23 protein-coding genes, 1 tRNA gene and 1 pseudogene are annotated in these 27,000 nt (G+C 59.6%); 8 read left to right on the forward strand and 17 right to left on the reverse strand.

All coding sequences use genetic code 11. From position 1 onward, the window contains the following. Positions 1 to 3 precede the first annotated feature (3 nt). The 11 genes from IPK70_04115 to porU form a co-directional block, all read right to left on the reverse strand. The gene (locus tag IPK70_04115; GenBank protein MBK8226345.1) at positions 4 to 966 is read right to left on the reverse strand and encodes a hypothetical protein; all 963 of its coding nucleotides are present in this window, start codon (positions 964 to 966) and stop codon (positions 4 to 6) included. Positions 967 to 1,100: 134 nt separating this feature from the next. Further along, positions 1,101 to 2,246, reverse strand: coding sequence for an acyl-CoA dehydrogenase family protein (locus tag IPK70_04120; protein ID MBK8226346.1), 1,146 nt, complete (start codon positions 2,244 to 2,246; stop codon positions 1,101 to 1,103). A 5-nt stretch (positions 2,247 to 2,251) separates the two neighbouring features. Beyond that, positions 2,252 to 2,785, reverse strand: coding sequence for an adenine phosphoribosyltransferase (locus IPK70_04125; protein ID MBK8226347.1), 534 nt, complete (start codon positions 2,783 to 2,785; stop codon positions 2,252 to 2,254). Beyond that, positions 2,782 to 3,768: a helix-hairpin-helix domain-containing protein gene (locus IPK70_04130; protein ID MBK8226348.1), complete on the reverse strand. Its 987-nt coding sequence runs from the start codon at positions 3,766 to 3,768 to the stop codon at positions 2,782 to 2,784. The genes IPK70_04125 and IPK70_04130 overlap by 4 nt, the downstream gene beginning before the upstream one ends. Before the next feature lie 10 nt (positions 3,769 to 3,778). Beyond that, positions 3,779 to 3,922: a hypothetical protein gene (locus tag IPK70_04135; GenBank protein MBK8226349.1), complete on the reverse strand. Its 144-nt coding sequence runs from the start codon at positions 3,920 to 3,922 to the stop codon at positions 3,779 to 3,781. Beyond that, on the reverse strand, positions 3,919 to 5,466 hold the full coding sequence (locus tag IPK70_04140) for a sodium-dependent transporter (protein MBK8226350.1): 1,548 nt from the start codon (positions 5,464 to 5,466) through the stop codon (positions 3,919 to 3,921). The genes IPK70_04135 and IPK70_04140 overlap by 4 nt, the downstream gene beginning before the upstream one ends. Before the next feature lie 105 nt (positions 5,467 to 5,571). Further along, a complete protein-coding gene (locus IPK70_04145) occupies positions 5,572 to 6,477 on the reverse strand; it encodes an SDR family oxidoreductase (GenBank protein ID MBK8226351.1) in 906 nt (301 codons plus the stop codon). A 22-nt stretch (positions 6,478 to 6,499) separates the two neighbouring features. Beyond that, positions 6,500 to 7,012 (reverse strand): 2-C-methyl-D-erythritol 2,4-cyclodiphosphate synthase, encoded by a 513-nt coding sequence (locus tag IPK70_04150; GenBank protein MBK8226352.1) that lies wholly within the window; start codon positions 7,010 to 7,012, stop codon positions 6,500 to 6,502. Then, positions 7,012 to 8,214 carry a type IX secretion system outer membrane channel protein PorV gene (porV, locus tag IPK70_04155; GenBank protein MBK8226353.1) on the reverse strand — a complete coding sequence of 401 codons (1,203 nt, stop codon included), beginning with the start codon at positions 8,212 to 8,214 and terminating at the stop codon, positions 7,012 to 7,014. Before porV ends, IPK70_04150 begins: the two co-directional genes overlap by 1 nt. 141 nt (positions 8,215 to 8,355) lie before the next feature. Then, positions 8,356 to 8,835 (reverse strand): T9SS type A sorting domain-containing protein, encoded by a 480-nt coding sequence (locus IPK70_04160; protein MBK8226354.1) that lies wholly within the window; start codon positions 8,833 to 8,835, stop codon positions 8,356 to 8,358. A gap of 6 nt (positions 8,836 to 8,841) precedes the next feature. Beyond that, entirely contained in the window at positions 8,842 to 11,775 is a 2,934-nt protein-coding gene (porU, locus tag IPK70_04165; GenBank protein ID MBK8226355.1) for a type IX secretion system sortase PorU, read from the reverse strand. A gap of 658 nt (positions 11,776 to 12,433) precedes the next feature. Here porU and IPK70_04170 point away from each other — a divergent pair. The 3 genes and pseudogenes from IPK70_04170 to murF all read left to right on the forward strand — a co-directional run bounded on the left by IPK70_04170 (position 12,434) and on the right by murF (position 16,557). Then, positions 12,434 to 13,411 (forward strand): type IX secretion system membrane protein PorP/SprF, encoded by a 978-nt coding sequence (locus IPK70_04170; GenBank protein MBK8226356.1) that lies wholly within the window; start codon positions 12,434 to 12,436, stop codon positions 13,409 to 13,411. A gap of 32 nt (positions 13,412 to 13,443) precedes the next feature. Then, a pseudogene (locus tag IPK70_04175) lies at positions 13,444 to 14,568 on the forward strand (SUMF1/EgtB/PvdO family nonheme iron enzyme). A 783-nt stretch (positions 14,569 to 15,351) separates the two neighbouring features. Then, the gene (murF, locus tag IPK70_04180; protein MBK8226357.1) at positions 15,352 to 16,557 is read left to right on the forward strand and encodes a UDP-N-acetylmuramoyl-tripeptide--D-alanyl-D-alanine ligase; all 1,206 of its coding nucleotides are present in this window, start codon (positions 15,352 to 15,354) and stop codon (positions 16,555 to 16,557) included. Between the two features lie 113 nt (positions 16,558 to 16,670). Here murF and IPK70_04185 read toward each other — a convergent pair. The 4 genes from IPK70_04185 to IPK70_04200 form a co-directional block, all read right to left on the reverse strand. After that, positions 16,671 to 16,742 (reverse strand) — tRNA-Glu (locus IPK70_04185). 61 nt (positions 16,743 to 16,803) lie between these two features. After that, entirely contained in the window at positions 16,804 to 17,154 is a 351-nt protein-coding gene (locus IPK70_04190) for a hypothetical protein (GenBank protein MBK8226358.1), read from the reverse strand. Between the two features lie 2 nt (positions 17,155 to 17,156). Further along, complete coding sequence (locus IPK70_04195) at positions 17,157 to 17,507, reverse strand: hypothetical protein (protein ID MBK8226359.1); 351 nt, start codon at positions 17,505 to 17,507, stop codon at positions 17,157 to 17,159. Position 17,508: 1 nt separating this feature from the next. After that, complete coding sequence (locus IPK70_04200; protein ID MBK8226360.1) at positions 17,509 to 18,978, reverse strand: proline--tRNA ligase; 1,470 nt, start codon at positions 18,976 to 18,978, stop codon at positions 17,509 to 17,511. A gap of 102 nt (positions 18,979 to 19,080) precedes the next feature. On the opposite strand from IPK70_04200, the gene IPK70_04205 reads away from it, so the two are divergent. Next, positions 19,081 to 20,124, forward strand: coding sequence for a hypothetical protein (locus tag IPK70_04205; protein ID MBK8226361.1), 1,044 nt, complete (start codon positions 19,081 to 19,083; stop codon positions 20,122 to 20,124). Between the two features lie 92 nt (positions 20,125 to 20,216). Further along, positions 20,217 to 21,620, forward strand: coding sequence for a hypothetical protein (locus tag IPK70_04210; GenBank protein MBK8226362.1), 1,404 nt, complete (start codon positions 20,217 to 20,219; stop codon positions 21,618 to 21,620). Positions 21,621 to 21,672: 52 nt separating this feature from the next. On the opposite strand, the gene IPK70_04215 is transcribed toward IPK70_04210, so the two are convergent. Beyond that, positions 21,673 to 22,488: a hypothetical protein gene (locus IPK70_04215; GenBank protein MBK8226363.1), complete on the reverse strand. Its 816-nt coding sequence runs from the start codon at positions 22,486 to 22,488 to the stop codon at positions 21,673 to 21,675. A 1-nt stretch (position 22,489) separates the two neighbouring features. Next, positions 22,490 to 23,584 (reverse strand): Nif3-like dinuclear metal center hexameric protein, encoded by a 1,095-nt coding sequence (locus IPK70_04220; GenBank protein ID MBK8226364.1) that lies wholly within the window; start codon positions 23,582 to 23,584, stop codon positions 22,490 to 22,492. A 45-nt stretch (positions 23,585 to 23,629) separates the two neighbouring features. On the opposite strand from IPK70_04220, the gene lpxK reads away from it, so the two are divergent. From lpxK to gatB, 3 genes are read left to right on the forward strand one after another with little or no spacing between them, the layout of a single operon-like run. Beyond that, positions 23,630 to 24,715 carry a tetraacyldisaccharide 4'-kinase gene (lpxK, locus tag IPK70_04225; GenBank protein ID MBK8226365.1) on the forward strand — a complete coding sequence of 362 codons (1,086 nt, stop codon included), beginning with the start codon at positions 23,630 to 23,632 and terminating at the stop codon, positions 24,713 to 24,715. Next, positions 24,687 to 25,499 (forward strand): purine-nucleoside phosphorylase, encoded by an 813-nt coding sequence (locus IPK70_04230; protein MBK8226366.1) that lies wholly within the window; start codon positions 24,687 to 24,689, stop codon positions 25,497 to 25,499. The genes lpxK and IPK70_04230 overlap by 29 nt, the downstream gene beginning before the upstream one ends. Before the next feature lies 1 nt (position 25,500). Then, positions 25,501 to 27,000, forward strand: coding sequence for an Asp-tRNA(Asn)/Glu-tRNA(Gln) amidotransferase subunit GatB (gene gatB, locus IPK70_04235; GenBank protein ID MBK8226367.1), 1,500 nt, complete (start codon positions 25,501 to 25,503; stop codon positions 26,998 to 27,000).

The following is a 27,000-nucleotide window of genomic DNA, read 5'->3' on the forward strand; positions in this document are numbered from 1 at the left end:
GAATCAATTCCCCTTGCCCTCGAGCGCGCACTGGCTTTTAGCCTTGTCGAATGCTTCTTTGTAATCGTCGGAATCGGCATTCGCCAAATAGGCTTCCTTGAAAAGCGCCAAGGCTTCCTTGCACTGTCCCTGGGCAAGTAGGATAAGTCCATAGTTGTACGTGGCCTTGTGCTTTGCTGCAGGCTTGAGTTCACGGGCCTGCACCTCTTTGATGATGCGCACCGCCTCCTCCGGTTCATCGATATTGGCACGCGCCACAGCGCTCTCCAGGTCCTTCTTGAAGCTGGGGTCGCTCTTCAGCTTGATGATCTCCGTTGTTTCGCAAGGGTTCACCATGCAATCGAATTTCGCCGCCCAATCGTTCAAGGCGTTCATCTGCATCACTGAATGTTGGGGACTTCCGGGTGTGAAAGCCACACCGACTTTCGAATCCTTGATGCTGGTTTCAATCGGGAATTGATCGATGGTGGCGCCGGTTTTCGGGTCGATAAGCATTACGTTAACCGTTAGCACGTAGTATGTGGTGTTCACGGCGATTCGCATGCCGCTTGGCATCCTCGAGTTGTTGTTCGAGTTCGAGACCTGGTCCTGCTGCACGCGGCCAACAAGCATCAAGTCTGCTCCGATGAGCTTGCCCAATTGCACAGCCGTTGATTCATCGAAGGCGCCACTGTGCTGGATTTTCTGCTCCTTCATGATGCCCTCTAGCCGGTTCCGGTCAAAGACCGTGAACTGCGTGGGTTGCTTGAAGAATGCTTGACCGACTTTTTCAGAGATATCCAGCGCCCTAGGTGTGACGGTTCGGTCCTGCCCGACGAAGTCCCCGATCGCGATCTTGTGGTACTTCGACCAATCACGGGCCGCGTTCGTCTTGAGTTTGATCGGGAGCTCCAGCTCTTGCGCGGCTGCCGGTGATGCGAGCACCGCAAGGGATGCGGCAAAGGATGCGTGCAATAGGCGTTTCATGGCTAGGTTGGGTTTGGTTGGTGGTTCAAGGTGGCATTGCCAAGGGTCATGCCAAACATAAAAACACTGAACGATTGCACAAGTTGTGATTGCGGGATTCCCGCGCCGCTGTAGGCCCCGACGTGTTACCGTCGTCAGCCCTTGAGCACCTGCCGGCTGATCACCAGCTTCTGGATCTCACTGGTTCCTTCACCTATCGTGCAGAGCTTGCTGTCGCGGTAGAACTTCTCCACCGGGAAATCCTTCGTGTAGCCGTAGCCGCCGTGGATCTGCACGGCCTCATTGCTGGCCCACACGGCTACCTCGCTGGCATAGTACTTCGCCATGGCGCTCTCCTTGGTCATCTTCTTCCCGCGGTTCTTGAGGTCGGCGGCTTGCAGGGTGAGCAGCTCGGCGGCCTCAATGCGCGTGGCCATGTCGGCGAGCTTGAAGGCGATGGCTTGGAAGTTCGCGATGGGCTGTCCGAATTGCTCGCGCTCCTTGGCGTACTTCACGCTGGCCTCGTACGCCCCTTTCGCGATGCCGAGGCTGAGCGCTGCGATGCTGATGCGGCCGCCGTCGAGGATCTTCATGGCTTGCTGGAATCCTTCTCCCACATTGCCTAGCACGTTCGCCTCAGGAATGCGGCATTCCTCGAATATCACTTCAGCGGTCTCGCTGGCACGCATGCCCAGCTTGTTCTCCTTCTTGCCTGCCTTCAAGCCAGGCGTGCCGCGTTCCACCACGAAGGCGGTCATGCCCTTGCTGTCGAGCAGCTCGCCGGTGCGCGCGATCACAACCACCGCATCGCTGCTGATGCCATGCGTGATCCAGCATTTGGTGCCGTTGAGCACCCATTCGTTGCCTTCTTGCCGCGCCGTGCATTTCATGCGCATGGCGTCGCTGCCGGTGTTGGGCTCAGTGAGGGCCCAAGCGCCGATCCATTCGCCGGTGGCGAGCTTGGGCAGCCAGCGGCGCTTCTGCTCATCGTTAGCGAAATAGAGGATGTGACCCGTGCAGAGGCTGTTGTGCGCGGCCACGCTCAGGCCCACGCTGCCGCAGATCTTGGCGACCTCCACGATGGTGCTGATGTACTCGTAGTAGCCCAGGCCTGCACCACCGTATTCCTCCGGCACCAGCACGCCTAGCATGCCGGCAGGGCCGAAGTGGTTCCGGAAGAGGTCCTTGGGGAAGTGCTGGCTCTCGTCCCAATCCATCAGGTTCGGGCGCAGCTCGCGTTCGCACAAGTCGCGCACGGCTTGCGCGATCATGGTCTGGCTCTCGGTAGTGGCGAATTCCATCGGTGTCAGTAGGTGAGCAAGGTAACCACCTTGGTATTGTACGATTCGAGCTTCCGCATGCCGTGCAGGAAGCTCAGTTCGATCAAGAAGGAGAAACCGGCCAGGGTGCCCCCCTGCATGCGGACCAACTCAGCTGCTGCTGTAGCGGTGCCGCCTGTTGCCAAGAGATCATCATGCACCAGGACGCGCATGCCGGGCTTCACGCTATCGACGTGCATCTCCACTTCCGCGCTTCCATACTCCAGGTCATACTTGTGGCTCACGGTCTTCCAAGGGAGCTTGCCTTTCTTTCGAACGGTGAGGAAAGGAACGCCGAGGGAGAGGGCGAGTGGCATCCCGAAGAGGAAGCCGCGGCTCTCGATCCCGGCTATGGCATCGATGGGCACGTCCTGCAAACGCTCCCGGAAGCCTTCGGTGATGGCGCGGCAGAGCAGCGGGTCCTCGAGGACAGGAGTGATGTCTCGGAAGAGGATGCCGGGCTTCGGGAAATCGGGCACCGCCCGTATGGCGGCCTCGAGGCGTTGCTGCAGGGCGCTCACTCCACGCTGAGGTAGGGCGCAAGTTTACGGTAGAGGTCCTCATCGATCAGGTGCATGCCCTTGATTGCGGCCACTTCCGCGAACCGGCCGTGATGCTGGCGGTAGGCGATGATGGGTTTGGCCAGCTTCCATCGGATATAGGGATGCGCGGCGAGGTCCTCCACGGTGCATGTGTTCAATGGGATGCGACGGATCAGCAACGTGTCCACCGCGAGCAGCTCTTTCAGCCGTGCCACGGCGTCCGGCTTATCCTTCAGCACATAAACCTCTGAGAGCTGGTCGAGGGAATGGTAGCCCCCCAGGCTCTCGCGGTATTTGGTGATCCCCCGTGCGAATGCCGGCCCGATGCCGGGGAGTGCGATCAGTGCGTTGGTGTCCGCACTGTTCACCTCCAGCTTGACATGGGCACGTCGTGCCTCGCGCGATTCATTCTGACGGGGTGGGAAGGTCCTTGCGCTATCGCGCCCAGGCCACTCGTTTCGTGGCTGGTACCGCTCACGCTTCGGTGCACTGTCAGGCAGGAGGATGAAAGGCTTGAGGCGGTCATAGACATCGGGCTTGATGGTGTACATCCGGGCCACATCCGATTTGGTCCTGAAGCGGCCGCCTTTGGCCCGGTACCGTTCGATGGAAGCCGCTTGCTTCGGTGAGAGCCCGAGCCGCTGCCAGTCCTCCACGCTGATCGTATTCGGGTCGAAAGGGAATGTCTCGGAGGGAGCGGCTTCAGGCTCGTTGCGCGCTGAATCACGCGCGGCCATCCAAGCTTCCATCTCGTTGCGCAGCGGCTCGAGATCCGAAGCGTCGGGCTTGTAGTGAAGGCGGTAATAGTAGAATGCCCCTGCTGCGATCAGGAGCAGCACCATCATCATGGCGTTGCCGCGCCTCTCCGCCTTGTGCAGGTGCAGCAGATCCTTCAGCTGCTCCTTGAAGGGCCTGCTGGCGAACTCTTGCCGCTCCTGCTCACGTTCTTGAGGGGAGGCCATGGCAATGGCATCAGCGTGGGTCGTCGTCGTTCTCCGAGTAGCTGTCCGGCTCGGGCTTGGGCTTGGCGGTGAGCATGCGGAAGAAGAAATAGGCAGTGATGGCGGTGACGCTGCACACAGCGATGAGCATCAAGGTGAGCGCTTCGGTTTTCATGGGGTCACGCGGTCGAGTTGTGCCTTGCGTTTCAAGTAGGCCATGCGGACGAACCAAGCGATGGCAAGGAAGAGCGCGATCAGGATGGCACGGCCAACCCAGACCTGCCATGGTACAGGCTTGGTGAGGTTTTCCCAGATGGTGGGCATCGACTTGAAGAAGACGAAGCCCAGGAAGAGCGGCGTGACGAACTTGATGATGAACCTGAAGACAATGGGTATCTTGATATCAGCGCCATCGTTGATTTCCTTCCAACCCTTGTCCATCCCGAAGACCCAAGCGAAGAGGATGATCTCGAAGAGCGCGAACACCACCAGGCTCACGGTGCCTGCCCAGTAGTCGTACTCGTCGAACACCCCCTCTTCGAACCAGATCACGCAGGGTAGTCCGAGAAGCAGCACGAGCAGGCCGAAGAACCAAGCGGCTGGCCTGTGCTTCCAGCCGAACTCGTCCTTCAAGAAGCCCATCACGGGCGTGCCCATGGCGAGCGAAGAGGTGATGCCGGCGAAGAAGAGCAGTCCGAACCAGCAGATGCCGGCCACAGCTGCGAGCCCTGGGCCCCACTGCGTGAACAGGTAGGGCAGCGTTCGGAAGCCCAGGCCCAATCCACCGGTCTGGGTCAGCTCAACCACCTTCTCGATGCCCAGGTAGCCGATGCTGATCGGGATGATGATGGCAGCTCCGAGCACGACTTCCACGAACTCATTCATCCAGCCCGCGGTCATGGCGTTCAGGGCGATATCGTCCTTCTTGCGCACATAGCTGGCGTAACAATGGATCGAGCCCATGCCCACGCTCAGCGTGAAGAAGATCTGCCCAGCGGCGGCGAGCCAGACCTTGCCGCTCCAGATGCTGCTGTAATCAGGTGTCCAGAGGAAATTCAACCCGAGGGTGCCATCGTTCACCGCGCCATGCTCACCGGCTTGGAGCGTGATGCCGCGCACCGCGAGGAAGATGCCGAACAAGATCAGCAGGGGCATGCCCACCTTGGCCACCTTCTCCACCCCGCCCTGCAAGCCGCGAGCGAGTATCCATGTATTGAGCGCCAGGCAGAGAACCCAGAACAGGATGGCCTCATAGGGAATGCCCGTGGTGGTGGTGCTCACATCCACATAGTTGCCGAAAAAGGAAGCCACCTCCTCGGCACTCTGCCCTTGGAAGGTGCCCACCACGCTGTGCCAGATGTAGCTCAGCGTCCAGCTTTCCAGGTAGCAGTAGTAAGAGGCCACCGCGAGGTTGGTGAATATGCCGAACACGCCGATGTACTTCCATAGGGCGCGCTTCGGATCCATCTGGTGCAGGATGAAAGGCGTGCTGTGATGCCCATGGCGCCCGCCGAATCGGCCCATGCTCCATTCCACCCAGAGCAACGGAATGCCCATGAGCACGAAGCACACGAGGTAGGGGATGATGAAGGCGCCGCCGCCGTTCTGCACGGCCTGCACCGGGAATCGCAGGAAGTTGCCGAGGCCTACGGCATTGCCGGCCATGGCCAGGACCAAACCGACACGGGAGCCCCAAGCTTCTTTTTGTGCGATCGCCATGCAACTGGGTTGAGGCTGGCCAATGTAGTCGGACTGCTGATAGGTTGTTCGTTGCCGGCGTTTCGTTGTCCGGATGGAACTCAACGAGCCTCCGAGAACCGATGACTAACCGCGCGCCAACTGCGCTGCCACCAAAGCGAGCCCCTCCTCGAAGCTGCGCGGCTTCCAGCCCAATACGTTCCGCGCCTTGTCAATCACGAAGCCGGTCTTCGGCGGACGTGCGGCTGGTTGGCCCAAAGTGTCGCTCTTCACCGGTGTCACAACGGAGGTGTCGAGCTTGAAGTAGGCGCCAACGCGCTGCACGAGTTCCAAGATGCTCATGCCATCTGGGCCGCTCAGGTGGTAGATGCCGGTGGCGCCTTGCTTGGCGATGCGGATGCAGCCATCAGCGAGGTCCTCGGCCAGCGTTGGCATGCGCCATTGATCGTCCACCACCTTGATCGGTTGGCCTTTCTCCAGTGCGCCTTTCGCCCAGAGGATCACGTTGCTCCGGCTCAGTCCTGGGGCCACGCCGAACACGATGATGGTGCGCGCGATGCTCCACTTCGCGAGGCCTGATGTCATCACGAGGCGCTCGCCGTCCAGCTTGCTATGTCCATAGGCACTGAGCGGAGCTGGCGCATCCTCTTCGCGGTACGGGCCGTTCTTCCCATCAAAGATGAAGTCGGTGCTCAGGAAGATGAAGTGGCTGCCATGCAACTTGGCCGCTTCGATCAAGTTGTGCGTCGCGGTGATGTTCTGCAAGCGGCACGCTTCCGGGTCGGTCTCACAGGCATCTACGTTCGTCATCGCCGCGCCGTGGATCACCGCATCGGGACGTGTCGCCTCGAATACGCGATACACATCGGACTGGATGGTGTAATCAATGGCATGGTAGCGGTTGCCGAGCGGATCCGGTGTGCGGTCCGGCCCGCGTCCTGTGGCGATCAGCTCAACGCCCGCATCATCGCGCAAGGCGTCCACGAGTTTCTGCCCGAGCAGGCCGTTCGATCCAGTAACGAGGATGCGCATGGGGAAAGGATGAGCGGCGAAGCTACCCGCTCACCGCTTCAGAGCGCCGTACCATCGCCACGGCATATGCACAGGCGCCTTCCTCACGGCCCACGAATCCCATCCGTTCGTTGGTGGTGGCCTTTATGCTCACCGCGTCTTCAGCTACTTGGAGCAAGGGCGCAATGGCGGCGCGCATCGCAGGCACGTGGGGCATCACCTTCGGGCGCTCCATCACCAGCGTGCAGTCCACGTTGCCCACTCGCCAGCCACCTTCATGGAGTTGCTTCACCACTGCTTCGAGCAGGCGCTTGCTATCTGCCCCCTTCCAGGTGGCATCGGTGTTGGGGAAATGCTGGCCGATGTCGCCAAGGCCAACGGCGCCGAGCAACGCATCGCACAAGGCATGCAAGAGCACGTCCGCATCGCTGTGGCCATCGAGGCCGGTTCCATGATCGATCCGCACCCCGCCCAGCCAGAGCTCTCGGCCGGCTGCCAGTTGATGCGCGTCGTAACCGAGGCCGATGCGATAGGGGAGGCTGCCCAATGGGGCCATCAACCGGCTTTCTTCTTGGAGCCCTTGCCATCGAACACGAAGCCCAGCGTGAAGCGGAGCGTGTTGGCCAGCGGGCTGCGTTGCTGGTTGGCGATCAAGTAGCTCATGTCGAGCGCGAACTTGCTGTAACGCAGGCCCAATCCAACGGTGAAGTACTGCCGGTTGCCCTTGTTGAAGTGCTCGTGGAAGTAGCCTGCACGGAAGGCGAACTGCTTGTCGTACCAGTACTCGAGCCCGCCGGCCAGGTTGATCTCCTGCAGCTCCTCGCGGCGCTTGCTGCCTTCATACACGGTGAAAGCGGAGCTGTCCGCGTTCCATTCGCCGAATCCGGGAGCATCGCTGAAGCTGCCGAAGATGCCTTCGGCAACGCCCACGTTCGGGTTGCGACCGCTCGCCACGAGGAACTCGCCAGTGGCGGGGTCACGCTGCTTGGGGTCGTAGATCGGTGGTGTCGGCACCAGGAGCTTATTGGCATCGAGGTTCACGGTGAGGCTGTTGTACTCGTCGAGGTTCACGGTGAAGGCTGGGCCTAAGCGCAGGTTGATCGGGATGAAGTCCTTATTGGCCGATGAGGTGTAGCTCATCTTGGCGCCCACATTGCTCACATTGAGGCCAAAGGCGAAGGTGGCTTCCTTCTCGCCGATCTGCAGTTCCGGTTTCTGGTAGAAGAAGCTCACATCGGCCGCCACGCTCTGGCCCGCCTTGCTGTTGGCGCCCTGCACGCTGATGCCGCCAGTGAGGTTGCTGTTGATGTAGCGGATGGCGATGCCTCCGCTGAAGTTGTCGCTGAATTTCTGCGCGAAGGCCACATCAATGGCGAACTCGGCCGGCTTGAATTCGCGGATGGTGCTGCCGTTGATGTCCGTGAAGGTGATGCTGCCCAGATTGAAGTAGCGAAGGCTCCCGCCAATAGCGCTGCGATCGTTCGACAGCTTCTTGTAACCGGCGATGTAGGCCAAGCTCATGTCTGGCACCAGTTTGCGCAGCCATGGGCTGTAGCTGATGCTGAATTCGCCCTCTTTCTCAGCAAAGGCGAGCTTCGAAGGGTTCCAGTGAATCGAGTTGGCATCCGGTGAAACCGCCACCCCGGCATCGCCCATGCCGCCTGCGCGGCTGTCCACGCTGATCATCAGGAACGGCACCGCCGTGGTGATGGTGTTCATGTTCCCTTCCTTGCAGTCGCGACCGTTGATCTGGTTCACGCAGGCGTTATTCTGAGCCTTACCCGGCACCGCCATGAGAAGGAGCGGTGCAAGAAGGGGCAGGTGCGATCGGCGGCGAAGGGTCATCGTTCGGGTCGTGGAAAGGGGTGCGAATATACTGGCGGTCCGACGGTTGGGGTATTAGCGGAGGATCACGAGTTTCTCGAATTGCTCGGCCTTGGCGCCATCGGGAGCCGCCACGCTGAGGCGGTACACATAAACACCTCGACCGAGGTTGTCGCCGAAGTCGTCGCGCCCATCCCAAGCGAGCGGTTCGGTGCGGAAGCCGTCGCAGGTGAGCCGGCGGTTCAAGGTCTTCACCAATCGTCCGCTCACGGTGAACACCTGGACCTGGGCCTCGAGCGTGTTGCAGGGGCGATTGTGCTCGAAGTAGAACTCGGTGCGCGTGGTGAAGGGATTGGGGTAGTTGAGCACGTGCGCAAGTGCCAGCTCCGCGCTGGAGGCCACAACGAATTCGGTGCTCTTTTCACTGCTGTTGTTGTGCGTGTCCCAGGCCTTCACGGTGAGGGTGTGGGGGCCGTCAGCCAGCTTGCCGAAACGGTAGCGCACCTGACCGCTCTTGTAGGTGTCCACATCGGACTCGTAAAGGTCGTTCAGCACGATGGCCTACTCCGTGTTCTCATCCAGGGTGGCGAGCAGGTCGTGACCGATGCTGGAGCCCACGGTGTTGATGCCATTCTCGTCGAAGATCTTCGAGAAGAGCAAGGGCGTCTCGTTGGTGATGCCGCCGCGCACGAACTGCTCATCGTTCAGGTAAACCTCGATGCGCGGTCCGTCGTTGTCCAAGGGGACGTCGGTTGCTGTACCGCCGACGATCGGGTCGTTGTCGTAGCCGCTGGCGTTATCCGAGAGCGATTCCGCGTAGCACGCCACCCGCCCTTTGCCGAACTGATAGTTGATGTCCTTGGGCACCACGAAGGTGAAGCTGAAGCTGCCATTGGTCACGGTGGCTCGCCCGCGGTAGATCACGTTCTTGCGCACCTTGAAGTTGAAGGGCCCGCCTCCATCGTTGGCAAGTGTGCTCTGCGTCGTCTGCTTATCGTATACGATGGGCACCACCACGCCATTGAAATCCTGCATCGGCTGCCCATTGCCATCATCCACGAATCCGGAGATGCGCACTACACTCAAAGCCTTCAAAGTATCAACTTGTTGACCAAGAGTGTCCGTAAGTGCCGTGATCTGGATCGACTTGCGCGGCATCGCCAGGCGCATGCTTGGGTCGCCGAGGAGGCTGAAGTTGCGGTGGTTGCGCAGGGTGGACTGGGCATAGGCGATATCGAACTTGGTATAGAGGAAGGCATCGCCGATGCGGGCTTCCCGGTTGAGCGAATCGAGCGGCTGGAAGATGTGGTCATAGAAGAAATTGGCGAGCCTGAAGTTCTGGCTGGAATAAGCCAATCTGGTGGTGGTCATGAGCGCAACGCCACCACCGCTTGGATTGAGCAGCACGAATTCACCAGCAGAAGTGCGGCCTGGATCGTCCCAGCGACTGAATTCGCAGGTGGCGGTCATGAAGATCGGCAGGCGGTCCTTATTCGACCACTCTAGAATGGTCGTGTTATCGAGCAGTCGCTCATGCGCCCAACCCACCTCGCCGCCATGGCCGATGTAGTTCACCACCAAGGCACCCTTCTGCACCTTGTCGCGCAGCTCTATGGTGGCCTGCGGGTAGCGCTGCCCACCGGGCGTGGCGATCTGCTGGTAGGCATCGAGGTAGATCTTGTCCACGTTCAGGGTCGGGTACTCGCGGTCCACGCGTCGGGCCAACGAATCACTCTGATCCATGTGGATAACGCCCTCGAAGCCGTCCCCGGTCTGGTCATCGCTCACGAAGAGCACATGCGTGCGCCAATCCGCTATTCCACCATCCCCGTCATTTCCGCAGCTGCCCCCAGATGACGGGATCCCGCGCAGGGCGTCGTACCCCAGGATCTTGTCGACCACCTGCCTGGCCTGCTCGGTGGTATGGGCGATGATGCGCCCCACCCCGATATCGACCAGGTCGCCCGTGCCTTCGCCTTCATTCTCATCGAGCAGGCCGAAGTAGTCGTCGGAGGTGTAAGAGCGCGAGAAGTCGATAGCATCCGCAGTCTGGTAGCTCGGGATGAAGTTCTGATTGCTGGCGCTCAAGGATATGTTGTTGTACGAGCCGTCACCGAAGAGCAGCAAGTAGCGCGGGAGCAGCTCGGGGGCATCATCACCCGCACGGTCATAGAGCATTCGCATGTACCGTTTGATCGCAGTGGCGTCACGCAATCCGCCAGAGAATTCGTTGAATACCTCCTGCGGAGTAACGATACGCACGGTCAATCCCTCGTTCATCCGTCGGTCGGCCAAGCGTTGCGCCTGCGAGAGGAACGCCGGGTGAGAGACGATGACCAGGTCCGTGGGCAATGCCGTGGCGTGCAAGTCCTGATTCGGAACCCGGCCGATGCTGGTTGGCGTCAAGTAGTTGGCATCGCGGAAGGCAATGAACTCCCTGAGGCTCTCCGTGGGCAGTCTGAATGTCTTCTGGTTGCCCACCGTTGTGTATTGGACTGCCATGGGGCTCGTGGGGTCGGTGATGTCCCAGATCCGCTGTGCCTGCTGCGCTTGATCGATCACGAACTCGCTGATTTCGCCGGAGCCTGCCGATGCGAGCGACCGGAACTGCATCTGGTCTCCGCTCATCCGCAGTTCGCGAACGCAATTCAACCGTAGGTAGTTCATCCAGCCCGCTGAGCTCACCGGATCGAACTTATTGAAGGTCACGGTAATCGGCAGGTTGTTGCCCGCCGTGGTCCACGTATAGGTCTGACAGGCTTCCTTGGCCACAGCGCCCGTTGGACTGTTGGTGATGCTCGTCACCGGCAAGGTACCTTCGAATCCGTTGGTCGAGTTCAGGGTGAAGGTGCTCGTATTCTGGACAGTCCCACTGCTGTAGGTGCGGGCCGCAACACAGACTTCAAGCGTCACGGGCACATCGATGGCAAGGTTGGGCACATCGAAGCCGTAGGTATACGTGGTCACGAGGTCATAGACCTCGCCGAACCAGGTGCGGCCGCTCTTGATCAGGTTCACCAAGTCGCGGTCAATGACCTGCCGGTCGTTGAACCGGGTTACAGTCTGTGTGGGAGCATCCGTCGTTGACGCGATGGATGAGATGCGCACTGGGGGCTCCACGTCGATACCGATGAAGTAAGATGCCGAATCCGTGTAGACATGCTTCGTATGGCTGAACAAGTTCCCATTCAATGTCCACCTCAAGGAGCCGTTGGCTTGGAAGAGGAGATAGTCACCTGGGCCGAATACGCCGTCGCCGCCATCAACCATTTCGATCGCATGGGCCTTCAGGTCGGTAGGCACCGGCAGGTTATTCACGAAGGGAAGCAGGCCGTTGTTGTTCCCATACACGTTGATTCGGTCGCTGTTCAACCCCGAGGTGTTCACGCCCAACGAATTGAGGAAATCGTATGTGACCCGGTAAACGCCGTCCTTGGCCAAGGTCATGCGATACCAATCGCCGGTCTCCATCAGCGAATGGTCGGGGTAGTCCATCTTTCGGCTGCCTAGGTCTGAAGTTGCTGCCTCGACCCATTCATAGCGGTACCTCCTCAGTCGTTCGATCGCACCCGTAGCTGGATTTCGCCTGAACGGGAAAACGGAGACCAGCAGGAAGGGGCGCTTTCGAAGCAGCCTCACCTGAGCATGCACATCGGGCTCGGGACCAATGACAGCCAATGTCGGCCACGCGGAAAGCTCAGTTCGAGAAACCTCATCGTACTCGGCATCGACAACGCGCGCCCCTGCGATGCGCGAACCTCTATTGAGCGGAAGGACTTCAACATGCACGGGCAATCCGCCGCGTTCATGGTCCGGTTCGCCGCTCCTGAGCACGGGCGATGGAGGGGCCAGGACTGTTTTGCCCTCGGCCGGAGGCAATTTCCATTCTAGCGTCCGCCAAGGGTCCAATTGGGCAATAGCCGCGCTGAAAGCGGTTACCATCAAGGGAAGGGCGAAGATTCGCGAACTCGTTCTCATGAACCTCAATCAACAGGTTTTCAACAATTCGGATCGAAGTTACTACCTTCGACCCTTGGCTTTCGGGCAGGGGACCAACGGCCTCAGGCGAGCATTATTGCCAAGGGGTGGAGAACCGGTTCGGAAGGGATGCGTATAATTGGCGCTTGCAGTTGGGCTAGACCGCAATAGGAGCATGAAGAGAATCACTCTTTGGCGCGTGCGCGTAGTATTCGGATGGTCGATGCTGGTCGGGCTTGCCGCTCAGGCCCAGGATCCGCAGTTCACCCAATTCTACGCGAACCCGCTCTACCTGAATCCGGCTTTTGCCGGCACCGCTCGCTGCCCGCGGGTCGTGCTCAATTACCGCAACCAGTGGCCCGCCCTCACCGGCACCTTCGTCACTACCAGCGCCAGCTATGATCAGCATATCGATGCCATGCAGGGCGGATTGGGCTTCATTGTAACCAATGACCAGGCAGGCAAAGGCACCTTGAGCACCACGACGGTGAGCGGAATTTATTCATACCAGCAGCCGATATCGAGGAAGTTCTCGCTGAAGGCCGGGTTCCAGGCCACCTATTTCCAGAAGTCGCTCGATTGGAACAAGCTCACATTCGGTGACCAGATCGATCCTAGAAGAGGGTTCATTTACAACACCAATGATGTTCCACGGGGCGGCAGAGTTGGGAATGCCGACTTCAGCGCAGGCCTCCTCGGTTACACGGATATCTACTTTGTGGGATTCGCAGTGCACCACCTCACCCAGCCCAATGAGTCGCTCATTGTCGGCACCAGCCGGTTGCCGATGAAGATCACGGGCCATGCAGGAGCTGCCATCCCCATCGGCATGCGCGGCAAGTATGGGGATGCTCGAACGAAGATCTCACCGAACGTACTATACCAGCAACAAGCGGCGTTCCGTCAATTGAACCTCGGCATGTACGTGGACCACGGTCCGATAACCGCCGGGGTTTGGTACCGTACACGGGACTCGTTCATCATGCTTATCGGGTTCCATACCGAGAAGTTCAAGTTCGGATACAGCTACGACCTCACCACGAGCAAGCTCACCACACGGACCGCTGGATCTCATGAGGTGAGCATGCAGCTGCAGTTCAAGTGCAAACCCAAGAAGCGGAGATTCCGCGTGGTGGCGTGCCCCACGTTCTGAGCCTCTTCATCACCACCAAAAAAACCAAGCACATGAGCCTTGCAAGGAAGACAGGGATCCTGGTGCTGGCCAGCGCCTTCTTCTCGAGTTGCAATTTCGAGAAGAGCGGTGCCACTGGCTGGAACTACAACGACTCCAAGAACGGAGGGTTCGAGAAGGCCAGCTACGAGGACCAGGAGAATGGGCCCGGCTTGGTACTGATCGAGGGCGGTCAGTTCACCATGGGCCGGGTGTCTGATGACCTGCGCCATGAATGGGACCACATCCCGCGCACGGTCACGGTATCGTCCTTCTATATGGATGAGGCTGAAGTGACGAACTTCTACTGGCTCGAGTACTTGTATTGGCTCGACCGTGTCTTTGCGGCCGACTACCCGGAGATCTACAAGAAGGCCCTTCCTGACACCTTGGTGTGGCGCAACAAGCTCGCCTTCAATGAGCCCTATGTGGAATATTACCTGCGCCACCCGGCGTATCGTGATTACCCAGTGGTAGGCGTGAATTGGCTGCAAGCGAACGATTACTGTGCTTGGCGCACTGACCGCGTGAACGAGATTATCCTCATCCGTGAGGGCCTATTCGAGCACTACACCAACCAGATCAACGAAGACCACTTCACCACGGATTCGTACTTGGCTGGCCAGTACGAGAGCGGCAAGAAGGTCGATGGGGTGGTGGACTTCAATCCGAACAAGGACCGCCGGAACATCAAGATGGAGGACGGCGTGCTCCTCCCGCGCTATCGCCTGCCAACTGAGGCGGAATGGGAATATGCCGCCTATGGGATCATCGGTAACACGGTCGATGAGCGTGTGGTGGAGCGCCGGATCTACCCGTGGAACGGTCACTGGGTGCGTTATGATAGCCGCAAGAGCGGAGGTGCATTCTACGGTGACTTCCGGGGGAACTTCATGCGTGGCCGCGGCGATTACATGGGCGTTGCCGGCAGTTTGAATGACAATGCCGATATCACAGCCCCGGTCTTCAGCTACTGGCCGAATGATTACGGGCTGTATAACATGGCCGGCAATGTGAGCGAATGGGTGATGGATGTTTATCGCAACCTGAGCCCAGAGGACAAGGATGATTTCCGCGCCTTCCGCGGCAACGTGTTCAAGACGAAGGTGCTGAACAGCGATGGCGTTGTGCAGGACAAGCACGATCTGGTGATCTACGACGTGGATGGCATCAAGTACTACCTCACCGAGTTCCAGTTGGCGATGCAGGGCCGCGCCATTGATGAAGAAGCCGCGCTCATCGACGAGCTGCTCACTCAGATTGACCAGGCCATTGAATTCGTGAGCACCCGCAAGCACGATGCGGCCATGCAGCGTGTTCAGGACATGATCGACAACATCAAGGGCAAGGACCTGGAGATCTGCCCGAAACTGCTTTCCGGCATCAGCGATTACCAGAACGACCAGCCAGGCGAAGTGCGCATGCGGAATGTCACCGTCGAAGAGAATATCGATCGCCGGAACTATCGCCAGAGCGACAACATCGATTTCCGCGATGGTGATGTAGAGAGCAGCATCTATTACGAAACACCCGATTTCGAAGGCAATGCGATGTACGATTGGGGCAAGACCACTCTCGTGAACGACAGGAGCCGGGTGTATAAGGGAGCATCTTGGGCCGATCGCATCTATTGGGCTGGTCCTGCCACACGCCGCCATCTTGATGAACGGCAGAGCACTTCAACCATCGGATTCCGATGCGCCATGACGCGGGTTGGAAGTCCCAAGGGCCTCGGAGACGATAAGCGCCGCAAGAAGCTCGATCAAGCGAAGAAGCTCTGACCGCCTGCTCGTCCGCATACATTCGACCCCCGGCTGAGTCCGGGGGTCTTTCATTCAATGATAAACGCGAATACGCTGCATCGATGTTTCCTGGAATCAACCGGAGCATGCACTGATACCAGGGCCATTGCTCCTGGCTGCATGTTCTTCGCATTGAAGGGTCCGCGCTTCAACGCTAATGCGCTGGCGTCGGAAGCACTCGAGAAGGGCGCGCGTTTCGCAGTCGTTGACGAGCCGGAATTCGCCACGGACGAGCGTTGCATCCTGGTGCCTGACGTGCTGGCCGCGTTGCAGGAACTTGGTCGGTACCATAGAAGGCAGTTCGGTTTTCCCGTGCTCGCCATTACCGGCTCGAACGGGAAGACCACGACGAAAGAGCTGGTGCATGCTGTTCTTTCCACCGATCGATGCACCCTGGCCACAGAAGGCAATCTGAACAATCACATTGGTGTGCCCTTGACCCTGCTCCGCGCGAATAAGGACCATTCATTCGCCATCATCGAAATGGGCGCCAACAAGCCCGGTGACATCGCTGAGCTGATGTCAATAGCCGAACCCACCCACGGGGTCATCACCAACATCGGTAAAGCGCACCTGGAAGGATTCGGAGGCCTTGACGGCGTTGTACGCGCGAAGACGGAGCTTTTCCGCTGGTTGGCCGGACATGGCGGGGCCGTATTGGTCAATGCGGACGATGCATTGCTCATGCGGGAGGCTGGGGGCTTTGAGAAGTGCATCACCTACGGCAACGGTCAGGCCTGCCGAACGCAAGGCGGCTTGCTCGACTCCGGATCTTGTTTGTCGCTATGGTTTCGGGGGGTGAGTGGCGAACGTTTCGAAGCACGAACGCAGCTAATTGGGTCTTATAATCTGCCCAATGCACTGGCCGCCATTGCCGTTGGCCAGGCATTCGGAGTCCCGGACAGATTGATTGCGCGAGCCTTGGAGATGTATTCACCCGGGAATAACCGATCGCAGTGGAAGGATACCGGACGCAATCAGCTTATCATGGATGCCTACAATGCGAATCCTTCCAGTGTGGAGGTTGCATTGCGGAATTTCGCTTCCATGGAAACCGATCGGCCGAAGCTCGCCGTGCTCGGAGATATGCTCGAACTCGGGCCCGAGGGCAAAGGCGAGCATGTTCGAATGGCAGAATTGTGTGATTCACTGGCCCTGCCGGTTGTGTTCGTTGGGCCCCTTTACGCCGAAGCAGTCGGGGAAGGTGCTTTCAAGGACATCAATGCCCTGCTTGCGTCATGGGCTGGTTCTGCACCTAGGGACATGCTCATAATGCTCAAGGGTTCGCGCGGGATGCGATTGGAGCAGTTAGTTCCCTTGCTCTGAGCGCAAGGTTTGCAGGGCTCGCCGAAGGTCCAGGCACCAACGGACGAACCGAAGACCAGTAAACGATGATCGCCGGAAACCCTTGCTATTGCAAAGGCTCCGGCGATGCGGCGTAGCCCGTAGGGGAATCGAACCCCTGTTTCATCCGTGAAAGGGACGCGTCCTAACCCCTAGACGAACGGGCCATGATGAAAATTCCCCGGAGGGGGCGCAAATGTAAACAGACGGCTGAAACCGCAATGCACTTCAGGTCGGATCGTCCAAGTCGCTCTGGAAGCGGAAGCCGAGGCGCTTGCCCGTGCTGATGGTGAGGTTGGCATTGAGCTCGTTCATTTCGCTCACCGTAACCTGATTCACTTGATCGTAAGGCGGAGCGAGCAGATCGAATTCCAGCACATAGAGCACCACGGAGAGCAGTACATCCTTGATCCGGCTGCGCTCCAGGTCATTGGCTTCCAGGTCGTCGTAGAGGAAGCCGAGCTGGCGCTTGCCTTGCACGAAGAACTTGTTGTCCCGGTTGAGGAATAGGCGGGCCACGAGGTACCCTAGATCTCGCTCCCGATTGTATTTGAATGAGTCGCTCAGGAAATTGTACATGTTCACCACGCCGAAATAGCCGCGCAGTCATCCTCCTCCAGGTAGCTCGTCTTCCACAGGCTGTGGCTCTGGTCAAGCTTGAAGACGTTGGTGTGCATGTGGAAGATGACCACATCCCCAGCGACCCGCAGTTCGCACGCCGTTGCTCCCTTATCAGTGAAAGCCACGGCGAGTCGCTCGTCGTGGGCCTTCACCTGCGCTTCCAGGTCGCCCGCGATCTCTTGCAGGAGTTCCTTGACCAGCTCGAACAATTGGGCGGTGTTCCGATAGACATCCTGCTTCATGCAGGATTTGGTGCGCAGCAGGCCCAGGATCAGGTCACGCGCATCCGGTGCTGTCTTCTGCTTGCTCATGCTAGTAGGCTCTTGCGAAGATGACGCGGCGAGCGCTTGCCTTCCCGCTCACCATGCATGTGCCGGGAGCACCATCGCCGTCGAGCGGGATGCACCGGATGGTGGCCTTGGTCTCTTCCTTCACGCGGGCTTCCGTCTCCGGGGTGCCATCCCAGTGCGCGAGAAGGAACCCGCCCTTCTCGATCTCGACCTTGAATTCATCGTAGGAGTCCACTGCACGTGTGCCCGCCTCGCGCATGGCGAGTGCCTTCTGGTAAAGGTTGTCTTGGATATGGCCTAGCAGATGCTCCACCTTTTCCGCGAGATCGGTCATCTGCATCACCTGCTTTTCCAGCGTGTCGCGCCGGGCCACTTCAACGGTTCCGTTCTCCAAGTCACGGGGGCCGATGGCGATGCGGACAGGATAGCCCTTGAATTCGTACTCCGCGAATTTCCAGCCCGGCTTCTTCGTATCGTCATCGTCGAATTTCACTGAAATGCCCTTGGCTCGCAACGATTCCATCATGGGTGCGGCATAGGTGCGGATGGCATTGAACTGCTCCGGGTTCTTGGCAATGGGCACGATGGCCACTTGCACGGGTGCCAGCTTCGGGGGCAGCACCAGCCCGTGGTCGTCGCTGTGCGTGAGGATCAAGGCGCCCATCAGTCGGGTGCTCACCCCCCAGCTCGTCGCCCACACATGCTCTTGCTTGTTCTCCTTATTCGTGAAGAGCACATCGAATGCCTTGGCGAAATTCTGCCCAAGGAAGTGTGAGGTGCCGGCCTGCAGCGCTTTGCCATCCTGCATCAGCGCCTCTATGCAATAGGTCTCCTCAGCTCCGGCGAAGCGCTCGCTGGCGGTCTTGATGCCCTTGATCACCGGGATTGCCAGCCATTCCTCGGCGAAGCGCGCGTAAACTTCGAGCATGCGTTCGGTCTCGGCGATCGCCTCTTCCTTGGCGGCGTGGGCGGTGTGGCCCTCTTGCCAGAGGAATTCCGAGGTGCGCAGGAATAAGCGCGTGCGCATCTCCCAGCGAACCACGTTCGCCCATTGGTTGATCAGCAGCGGCAGGTCGCGGTAGCTGTTGATCCAGCCGCGATAGGTGTTCCAGATGATGGTCTCGCTCGTGGGCCGAACGATGAGCTCCTCTTCCAGTTTCGCGTCAGGGTCGACGATCACACCATGAACGGGATCGCTCTTGAGGCGGTAATGCGTAACCACGGCGCATTCCTTCGCGAAGCCTTCAACGTGGCTGGCCTCTTTGGCCAGATAGCTCTTGGGGATGAACAGCGGGAAGTAGGCATTCACATGCCCCGTGGCCTTGAACATGTCGTCGAGCGCGCGCTGCATCTTCTCCCAGATGGCATAGCCATGCGGCTTGATCACCATGCAACCGCGAACGTCGCTGTGCTCGGCCAGATCGGCTTTCAGAACGAGGTCATTGTACCACTGCGCGTAATCGTCGGCGCGCTTCGTTAACAGGTCGGCCATCGGTGCAGCCCGGTACTATTTTTGTTCCAGCCGGGACGCGCCGAAAGTACGTATCGCCATTCCGGCGCCTCATCGATCCGTTCACCCAAACCCGAAGGAACCATGGCAGTTCGCCCGATCACCCCACTCCTGGTCGCGTTCGCGTTGATCCTCGGGTCGTGCACAACGACCCAGCCATTGGTGCAGCACGACGACGACGTCTACTTCATGCCATCGACCGCCAAGGCTGCATCAAACGCCCAAGAGCCGGAACCATCAGCAAGCAAGCCTGAGGCAGAGGAACCCGCCAATGATGACTACTATGATCCGGATGCTGCTGCCGCATCAGGTGCCCAACGGGGTTATTATGACATGGCTTACAATGATCCGCATTATTACAACTACGGTCGCTTCGGTTTCGGCTCTGGCATGGGCTGGCAGAGCGGCTGGAACGGTCCGGGCTGGGGAATGGGGATGGGATGGGGCAATGGTGGCATGGGCATGAACAATGGCTGGAACGACCCTTGGAACCAGCCGTGGGGCATGAATAACCCGTGGGGCGGCTTTGGCGGCTGGAACTATGGCGGTAACATGAACTGGTACAATGGCGGATATGGTGGTTGGGGCTATCCGGGATATGGCGGATGGGGCACCGGTGGCTACAATGGCTGGGGTTATGGCGGCTATACGGGCTGGGGCTGGGGCAATTGGGACTACGGCTATGGTTCCTATTGGGGGCCATATGGCCCGTGCCGCACCTGCTATGTGCCGGTGGTCATTGGCGGAAGCAGCAATACCTACGTAGGCCATCGGCCACCCTCGAACCGATCGAGCAACACCGGCTCCAGTGGTTCGTTTCCACGCATGGCGCGCGACCCCATTGGGCTCGCACCAAATAAGCCTCTTTCAGAGCCATCCCGTTCTATAGGCGAGCAATCACGACCTGGACTGCGACCGGCGCAGCCATTGACAGAGCCTATCAGGGTCCGTGAGCCCAGGCCAGTGGAGCGCCCGATGGAGCGAAAACCATCGGTGGGACCGAACCGCGAGCGTCAGCCCGGAATCGAACGTCCGAATGAGCGCACCTTTGAGCGTTCGTCGCCTTCCCCCGCGCCATCCAGGGATGGGGGCGGAGGTTCATCACCGACTCGCCACCGCTCACGATGATCCATCGGGGGCGATACGGCTACTGTGCCTGCGTTTCGCTTCTCTTGGCGATTGCGCCGGACCCGGGCTTCGCGCAAAGCGAAGAGGACGCCTTGCGCACAGTCTCGCAACAACCCGGTGGCACGGCGCGGAGCAACGGCTTGGGCAATGCGTTCGGTGCCGTCGGTGCTGATCCGGTGTCAATCAGCATCAATCCGGCAGGGCTGGCGCTTTATCGCAGCAGCAGCTTGAGCATGAGCATCGGGCTGGAGGTCGGAAGCGATCGGAGCCAGCATTATGGCAGCACCTCCGGTACTACCAATGGCAAGGTGACCATTCCCAACATGGCGTTGGTGCTGCGCACCGTTGGGAAGGGACAAGGCAGTTACAAAGGCGCTGCCTACGGTTTGGTTTACGATCGCATCGCTTCGCACCACGTGCGCACCGATGCGTTGGCTGAGCGCGTGCCCGGCACCATGCTTACCCAATTCGTGAACCAGGCCAGCGGCACTCCGTCCTACTCCATCTACGACGCATTTCCTTTCGGGGCCGCACTAGCATGGGACCTCTTCGCGATCGATACTGTTCCAGGAGACACCCTCTCATACTTCAGTGGCCTGCCCGCGGATGGAGAGACCCGACAGCGCGACCTCATCGAATCGAGCGGCGCTGCCACGCGAACCGGCTTCTTCTACTCCGCCAATTTCGATGACCGCGTGTACATCGGAGGGTCGATGAACATCATTGGTCATCGGTACCGGCGAACGATCACCCACACCGAATACGGTCTTTCGCCCACGAATGATATCGAGCAGATCGAATTCCAGGAAACTCTGCAGACCGGGGCAAGCGGTTTCGAGCTTTCTCTGGGCGCTTTGTTCCGGATCACCGAGCGCCTTCGGGCCGGCGCGGCCTTTTTCAGCCCGCAATGGATTTCCCTCAACGATGTGTACAGTACCAGCATGCGTGCAGGCTACACGGGCGTAGGCGCGGCAGGCGATTTCGACCAGGAGTCCGCATCGCCTGATGGCAACTTCGCGTATCGGCTCACGGCACCGTGGCGTGCGGTGGTCAGCGCTGCCTATGTGGCCGGGTCGAATGGCTTGGTCAGCGTGGATTATGAGTATTCCGATGCCACGCGCATGCGGTATCGCCGCTCGGCGACCCTGGACGACCCGTATGACTTCGAGCTCGAGAACCTCGCGATACGCAGCCGTTTCGTTCCGCAGCACAGTGTTCGCGTTGGCACCGAGTGGCGATTCTCGAACTGGTACTATCGCGCGGGCTGGGGCTTCTTGTCCGATCCCTATCGCGCAGGTGACGTCCTTCGTGGCCAGGCTCGCCGCAATTACGCAGCGGGCTTAGGCTACCGCGGGGAGCACATCACCGTCGATTTCAGCGCGAACTACGCTGTGCAGGGTGTGCGCTATCAACCGTACGCCGCTGAGCTAGTCGATGCCGTGGTGATTGACCGCAGCCGCTTCGGGGCCATGATCACAGTTGCCTTGAGGCCTTAAGGACGAAGGCCCTTGCGGGCCTTCGGTCATTCAGCGGTTCCTATCGAGCGGGTCACGCCGCTCCGTTCACGCGGTCCACCACGTACTCATCCACCAGGATGCGGCCGCAGTGCTCGCAAACGATGATCTTCTTGTGGCTGCCGATGTCGAGCTGCCGCTGGGGCGGGATTGAATTGTAGCAGCCCCCGCAACTGCCTCGCTCAACAGGCACCACAGCGAGGCCATTCCGCGTATTGCTGCGAACACGGTGATAGGCGCTCAGCAGGCGCTCCTCGATGCTCTTGCTCGCAGCGGCGCTTCGCTTCGAAAGATCCTTCTCTTCCTTCTCGGTCTCCGCGACGATCTCGTCGAGTTCTTTCTTCTTCACATCAAGGTCCTTGCGGCGCTCATCATGCTTGGCCTTGCTCTCATCTACCACGCCCTTCTTGGCATCAATCTGTGCCTTGAATTCCTTGATGCGCTTCTCAGCCAATTGGATCTCCAGGTTCTGGAACTCGATTTCTTTGGTTAGCGAATCGTACTCTCGGTTGTTGCGCACCTTGGCCTGCTGGCCTTCGTACTTCTTGATCTGCGCTTTGGCTTCCTTGATCTGGTTCTGGCGGTCGGTCACCTGGCCTTCGATTTCGGCCAACTCATCCTGAAGTTTCTTCAGGCGCGTCTCCAAGCCGGCAACCTCGTCCTCCAGATCCTGCACTTCCAAGGGCAATTCGCCCCGTTGCACCTTGATGCGGTCCAATTCAGAGTCGATGGTCTGCAACCGGTACAGTTCGACCAGCTTCTCGGCAATGGTGATCTCGGCTTTGCCGAGCACAGGGGCTTTCTTGGCCTCCTTCTCTTTTGCCGGGGCCTTCACGTCGCTCTTCGCCATGTCAATAATGATGTATGGGGTCCGTGACGGTTTCCGTCAAACGGACGGCAAATGTAGGGAAATGTTCCCCTAACCTGCGTTGGATCAGGTGCATGGTGAATTGCTCGCTGCCGTAGTGCCCTATGTCGGCCAGGAGCAGGCGCCCATCGGCCTCAAAGAACTCATGGTACTTCACGTCGCCGGTGAGGTAGGCATCGGCCCCGGCGGCCTTGGCGGCGCCAATGAGGAAGGCCCCGGAGCCCCCGCAAAGGGCCACCCGGCGGATGGGCCCGCCGAGCAATCGGGTATGCCGGATGGCCTGCTGCCCGAATACCTGCTTCAGCTTGGCCAGGAAGGTGGTCTCGGTCATCGGCGCATCCCATTCGCCCAAGAGGCCACTGCCGATGCCGGGGTGGACGTTAACCATCGGATAGAGGTCGTAGGCCACCTCTTCATACGGGTGCGCGGCCACCATGGCAGCAAGGATGGCCTGTTCGCGCGGGGCGTGATAGATGAACTCGAGCCGGAATTCGGCATCGCTGCTGCGCACGCCATGCTCGCCTGAGTAGGGGTTGGTCCCGGGCCCGGGTCGGAAGGTGCCAATGCCGCCCACAGTGAAGCTGCATTCGTCGTAGTTGCCTACGTGCCCACCGCCGGCATTGAACACGGCATTGCGCACGGCATCGGCATGCTCCGTGGGCACAAAGACCACCAGCTTCCTCAATTGACCCGATTTCGGGACGAGGGCGCGCACTGGCTTCAGCCCGAGGCGCTCGGCGATCTCGCCGTTAACGCCGTGGATCACATTATCCAGGTTGGTATGGAAAGCGTACAGGGCGATGCCGCGCTTGATGGCCGCGAGCACCGTTCGCTCCACATGGCTCTTGGCCACCAGGCTCTTAAGCCCGCGGAAAATCACCGGGTGGTGGCTAATGATGAGGCCGCAGCCCTTGGCCGCTGCTTCTTCCACCACGGCTTCCGTGCAATCGATGCAGATCATCGCCGAATCGATCTCTGCCTCTGGTTCGCCCACTTGGAGGCCGCAATTGTCGTAATCCTCCTGAAGTGAGCGCGGCGCCCATGCTTCTAGCGGGGCGATGAGGTCTTTGATCTTCATCTTTGACGCTTCGCGCATCTCGCGCGGGTTCGCGGCAAAGTAATCATGGTCGTTCAACGCCTTGCACTTGCACCCCTCGCTTGGCTCTATGGCCTGGTGCTCCGGATGCGGCATGTGGTGTACGATGCTGGCTTGCGCCGCTCTATCCAGCCTGCCGTGCCCACCATCGCCATCGGCAATCTTGCTTTGGGCGGGACGGGCAAGACGCCGATGCTGGAACTGATGTTGCGCGCGCTGCATGGCACATCGCTCATTGCCACGCTGAGCCGTGGCTACGGCCGCAAAGGCAGCGACATCCACGAAGTGCAGGCCACTGATGCTGCCGAGCGCAGCGGCGACGAGCCGTTACAGGTGAAGCGTAAGTTCCCTGAAGCGCGTGTGTTCGTAGGCGCGGATAGGGTAGCAGCGATCGAACAGATCATCCGCGATTTGCCCGATGTGCAGGCCGTGCTCCTCGACGATGCTCTGCAGCACCGCCGTTTGGATGCGGACCTCAAGATCCTGCTCACCACTTGGCAGCGTCCTTGGTGCGATGATGCGCTATTGCCGGCTGGGCGCTTGCGCGACCTGCCATCGCGCCGCAGAGCAGCCGACATCGTGGTGGTAACGAAGTGCCCGGCCTTGCCTTCGGCCGAGGAGCAAGCTCGTTGGCGTGAGCGCTTGGGCCTGTCGGGGGCTCAAGGGTTGTTCTTCGCAGGAATTGAGCATGAGGAACTCAGGTTGAAGGTTGATGGTTGGGGGTTGAATGCTGGTAGCAATCCTCAGTCAGGCAAGAACCTGCAACCTTCGACCGGTCAGATTCTCCTCGTCACCGGCATCGCCGATCCGCAACCCCTCCTCGACCATCTGCGGAAGACCGCCATCGTAGAGCACCTCGCCTTTCCCGACCACCATGCGTTCACTCGTGCCGACATGGAACGCATCGCTGATCACTACGCTACTTTCGCGCCCGGCCCGAAAACGCTGGTCACCACGGAGAAGGATGCCGCCAGGCTGGGTTCGCTGCAAGGCACTCCGCTCCAAGGCATTCCGCTGGCGACCATCGGCATGCGGGCCGTCATCTTGAACGAACCGGAACGATTCGCCGACCTCATCCGCCGCCATGTTGGACCGCATCAAACGCATCGCTGACCATCTGAAGAAGGCCACCGGCGGTTTCGTGCCTGAGACCGGCATCATCCTCGGCACGGGGCTGAGCGGCTTGGGCAAGGAGATCGAAGTGAAGTTCGCTATTCCGTACAGCGCGATCCCCGAGTTCCCGGTGAGCACGGTTCAGGGCCATCCGGGCCGATTGCTATTCGGCCAGCTCGGCGGCAAGGCGGTGGTGGCCATGCAAGGCCGCTTCCATTTCTACGAGGGCTGGACCATGGACGAGGTGGTCCTTCCGGTGCGCGTCTTCAAGTTCCTCGGCATCCATCGGCTCTTTGTGAGCAACGCATGCGGTGGTGTCAACCCGGCTTTCGAGGTGGGCGACCTGATGATCATCAACGACCATATCTGCCTGTTCCCGAATCCGCTCATCGGCCGGAACATCGACGAGCTCGGTCCGCGCTTCCCGGACATGAGCGAGCCGTACGATCACGCGCTGATCGCCGATGCGAAGGGCATCGCATCGAGTGCATCGATCAAAGTGCAGGAAGGCTGCTACGTTGGGCTCACCGGCCCAACGTTGGAGACGCCTGCCGAGTACCATTACGTGCGCGTGATCGGGGGCGATGCCGTGGGCATGAGCACCGTGCCCGAAGTGATCGCCGCACGGCAGATGGGCATCCCTTGCTTCGCCATGAGTGTGATCACCGACATGGGCGTGAAAGGCCGGATCGAGAAGACCACGCACGAAATGGTGCAGCGCGTGGCGGAGAAGGCAGAGCCCAATCTCACGCACATCATGAAGGAACTCATCGCCAGCTGCTGAGATGAGCACGAAGAAGGAGGTGGTTACAGGTACCGGCGCGCCCCACTGGAGCGAGAAATACGAGCTGGTAGTGGGCTTGGAGGTGCATGCTCAACTGATCACCAGCAGCAAGGCCTACAGCAGCGATCCCAACGCATATGGTGATCATCCGAACACCAATGTGAGCGTGGTAACGCTAGGGCATCCGGGAACGCTCCCTGTGGCCAACAAGAAGGTGGTGGAGCTGGCCGTGCGCATGGGACTGGCCACCAACTGCACCATCGCACCTTGGATGCACTACGCGCGCAAGAACTACTTCTACCCCGACCTCCCGAAAGGCTACCAGATCACGCAGGACCAAACGCCGATCTGCACGAACGGGAAAGTCCTGATTCCGCATCCGGCAACGGGATTCAAGCCCATCGGCATCACCCGTATCCATATGGAAGAGGATGCCGGCAAGAGCATCCACGACGTGGATCCCTTCAACACGCTGGTTGATCTGAATCGCGCGGGTGTTCCGCTGATCGAGATCGTGAGCGAGCCGGATATCCGGAGCGGACAGGAGGCTTACGACTACTTGGTGGAGATCCGCCGCCTGGTCCGCTACCTAGACATCTGCGACGGTAACATGGAAGAGGGCAGCTTGCGATGCGATGCCAATATCAGCCTGAGGCCCATAGGCCAGGAGAAATTCGGCACTCGCTGCGAGGTGAAGAACATGAACAGCTTCCGCAACGTGACGCGTGCCATTGAATACGAGGCACAGCGTCAGAGCGAAGTGCTGGATTCAGGCGGAGCCATCCACATGGAGACGCGCACCTTCGATGCGGGCAAGGGCATCACCATCGGTATGCGCAGCAAGGAGCTCGCGCACGATTACCGCTACTTCCCCGAGCCCGACCTGCAGCCCATCACCGTGAGCGAGGCCATGAAGGAGGCCATACGTGAAGGAATGCCTCCGCTTCCGCGCGAGCTGCGCGCCAAGTACACGCAGGTGCTCGGCCTCAGCGATTACGATTCGAGCATCCTCACGGATGACAAGGGCACCGCGCTCTACTACGAAGCAGTGATCGCGAAGACCAGCAATTTCAAGGGCGCGGCTAACTGGGTGATGGGCGACGTGCGAGGTTGGCTGAATGAGCGTGGCCTTGAGATCAGCGAGTTCCCCATCAGCGCGGATAGGCTCGCGGGCCTCATCGCTTTGATTGACGCTGGCAAGGTGAGCCACACCGTGGCCAGTCAGAAGCTCTTCCCGCTGATGCTCGAAGATTCGAGCAGCACGGCGGAAGAGCTTGCCATCCAGCACGACTTGGTTCAGAGCACCGACGAAGGCCTCATTGAGCGCCTGGTGCACGACGTGATGGCCAAGTATCCGGACAAGGTGGCTGCATACCGCAATGGCAACAAAGGACTTCTCGGCCTCTTCATGGGCGAAGTGATGAAGGGAACGAAAGGCAAGGCCGACCCCAAGCGCGCCAATGAAGTGGTGCGCCGACTTCTCGAAAAGGAAAACGGTTGA

The organism is Flavobacteriales bacterium (assembly GCA_016712535.1).
GTDB lineage: Bacteria > Bacteroidota > Bacteroidia > Flavobacteriales_F > PHOS-HE28 > PHOS-HE28.

What these genes read in the sequence shown, in the direction of transcription:
- IPK70_04115 (MBK8226345.1), bottom strand. Translation starts at nt 966, where the DNA reads ATGAAACGCCTATTGCACGCATCCTTTGCCGCATCCCTTGCGGTGCTC.
- IPK70_04120 (MBK8226346.1), bottom strand. Translation starts at nt 2,246, where the DNA reads ATGGAATTCGCCACTACCGAGAGCCAGACCATGATCGCGCAAGCCGTG.
- IPK70_04130 (MBK8226348.1), bottom strand. Translation starts at nt 3,768, where the DNA reads ATGGCCTCCCCTCAAGAACGTGAGCAGGAGCGGCAAGAGTTCGCCAGC.
- IPK70_04135 (MBK8226349.1), bottom strand. Translation starts at nt 3,922, where the DNA reads ATGAAAACCGAAGCGCTCACCTTGATGCTCATCGCTGTGTGCAGCGTC.
- IPK70_04140 (MBK8226350.1), bottom strand. Translation starts at nt 5,466, where the DNA reads ATGGCGATCGCACAAAAAGAAGCTTGGGGCTCCCGTGTCGGTTTGGTC.
- IPK70_04145 (MBK8226351.1), bottom strand. Translation starts at nt 6,477, where the DNA reads ATGCGCATCCTCGTTACTGGATCGAACGGCCTGCTCGGGCAGAAACTC.
- IPK70_04150 (MBK8226352.1), bottom strand. Translation starts at nt 7,012, where the DNA reads ATGGCCCCATTGGGCAGCCTCCCCTATCGCATCGGCCTCGGTTACGAC.
- porU (MBK8226355.1), bottom strand. Translation starts at nt 11,775, where the DNA reads ATGGACTACCCCGACCATTCGCTGATGGAGACCGGCGATTGGTATCGC.
- IPK70_04170 (MBK8226356.1), top strand. Translation starts at nt 12,434, where the DNA reads ATGAAGAGAATCACTCTTTGGCGCGTGCGCGTAGTATTCGGATGGTCG.
- murF (MBK8226357.1), top strand. Translation starts at nt 15,352, where the DNA reads ATGTTCTTCGCATTGAAGGGTCCGCGCTTCAACGCTAATGCGCTGGCG.
- IPK70_04190 (MBK8226358.1), bottom strand. Translation starts at nt 17,154, where the DNA reads ATGTACAATTTCCTGAGCGACTCATTCAAATACAATCGGGAGCGAGAT.
- IPK70_04195 (MBK8226359.1), bottom strand. Translation starts at nt 17,507, where the DNA reads ATGAGCAAGCAGAAGACAGCACCGGATGCGCGTGACCTGATCCTGGGC.
- IPK70_04200 (MBK8226360.1), bottom strand. Translation starts at nt 18,978, where the DNA reads ATGGCCGACCTGTTAACGAAGCGCGCCGACGATTACGCGCAGTGGTAC.
- IPK70_04205 (MBK8226361.1), top strand. Translation starts at nt 19,081, where the DNA reads ATGGCAGTTCGCCCGATCACCCCACTCCTGGTCGCGTTCGCGTTGATC.
- IPK70_04215 (MBK8226363.1), bottom strand. Translation starts at nt 22,488, where the DNA reads ATGGCGAAGAGCGACGTGAAGGCCCCGGCAAAAGAGAAGGAGGCCAAG.
- IPK70_04220 (MBK8226364.1), bottom strand. Translation starts at nt 23,584, where the DNA reads ATGAAGATCAAAGACCTCATCGCCCCGCTAGAAGCATGGGCGCCGCGC.
- lpxK (MBK8226365.1), top strand. Translation starts at nt 23,630, where the DNA reads ATGGTCGTTCAACGCCTTGCACTTGCACCCCTCGCTTGGCTCTATGGC.
- IPK70_04230 (MBK8226366.1), top strand. Translation starts at nt 24,687, where the DNA reads ATGTTGGACCGCATCAAACGCATCGCTGACCATCTGAAGAAGGCCACC.
- gatB (MBK8226367.1), top strand. Translation starts at nt 25,501, where the DNA reads ATGAGCACGAAGAAGGAGGTGGTTACAGGTACCGGCGCGCCCCACTGG.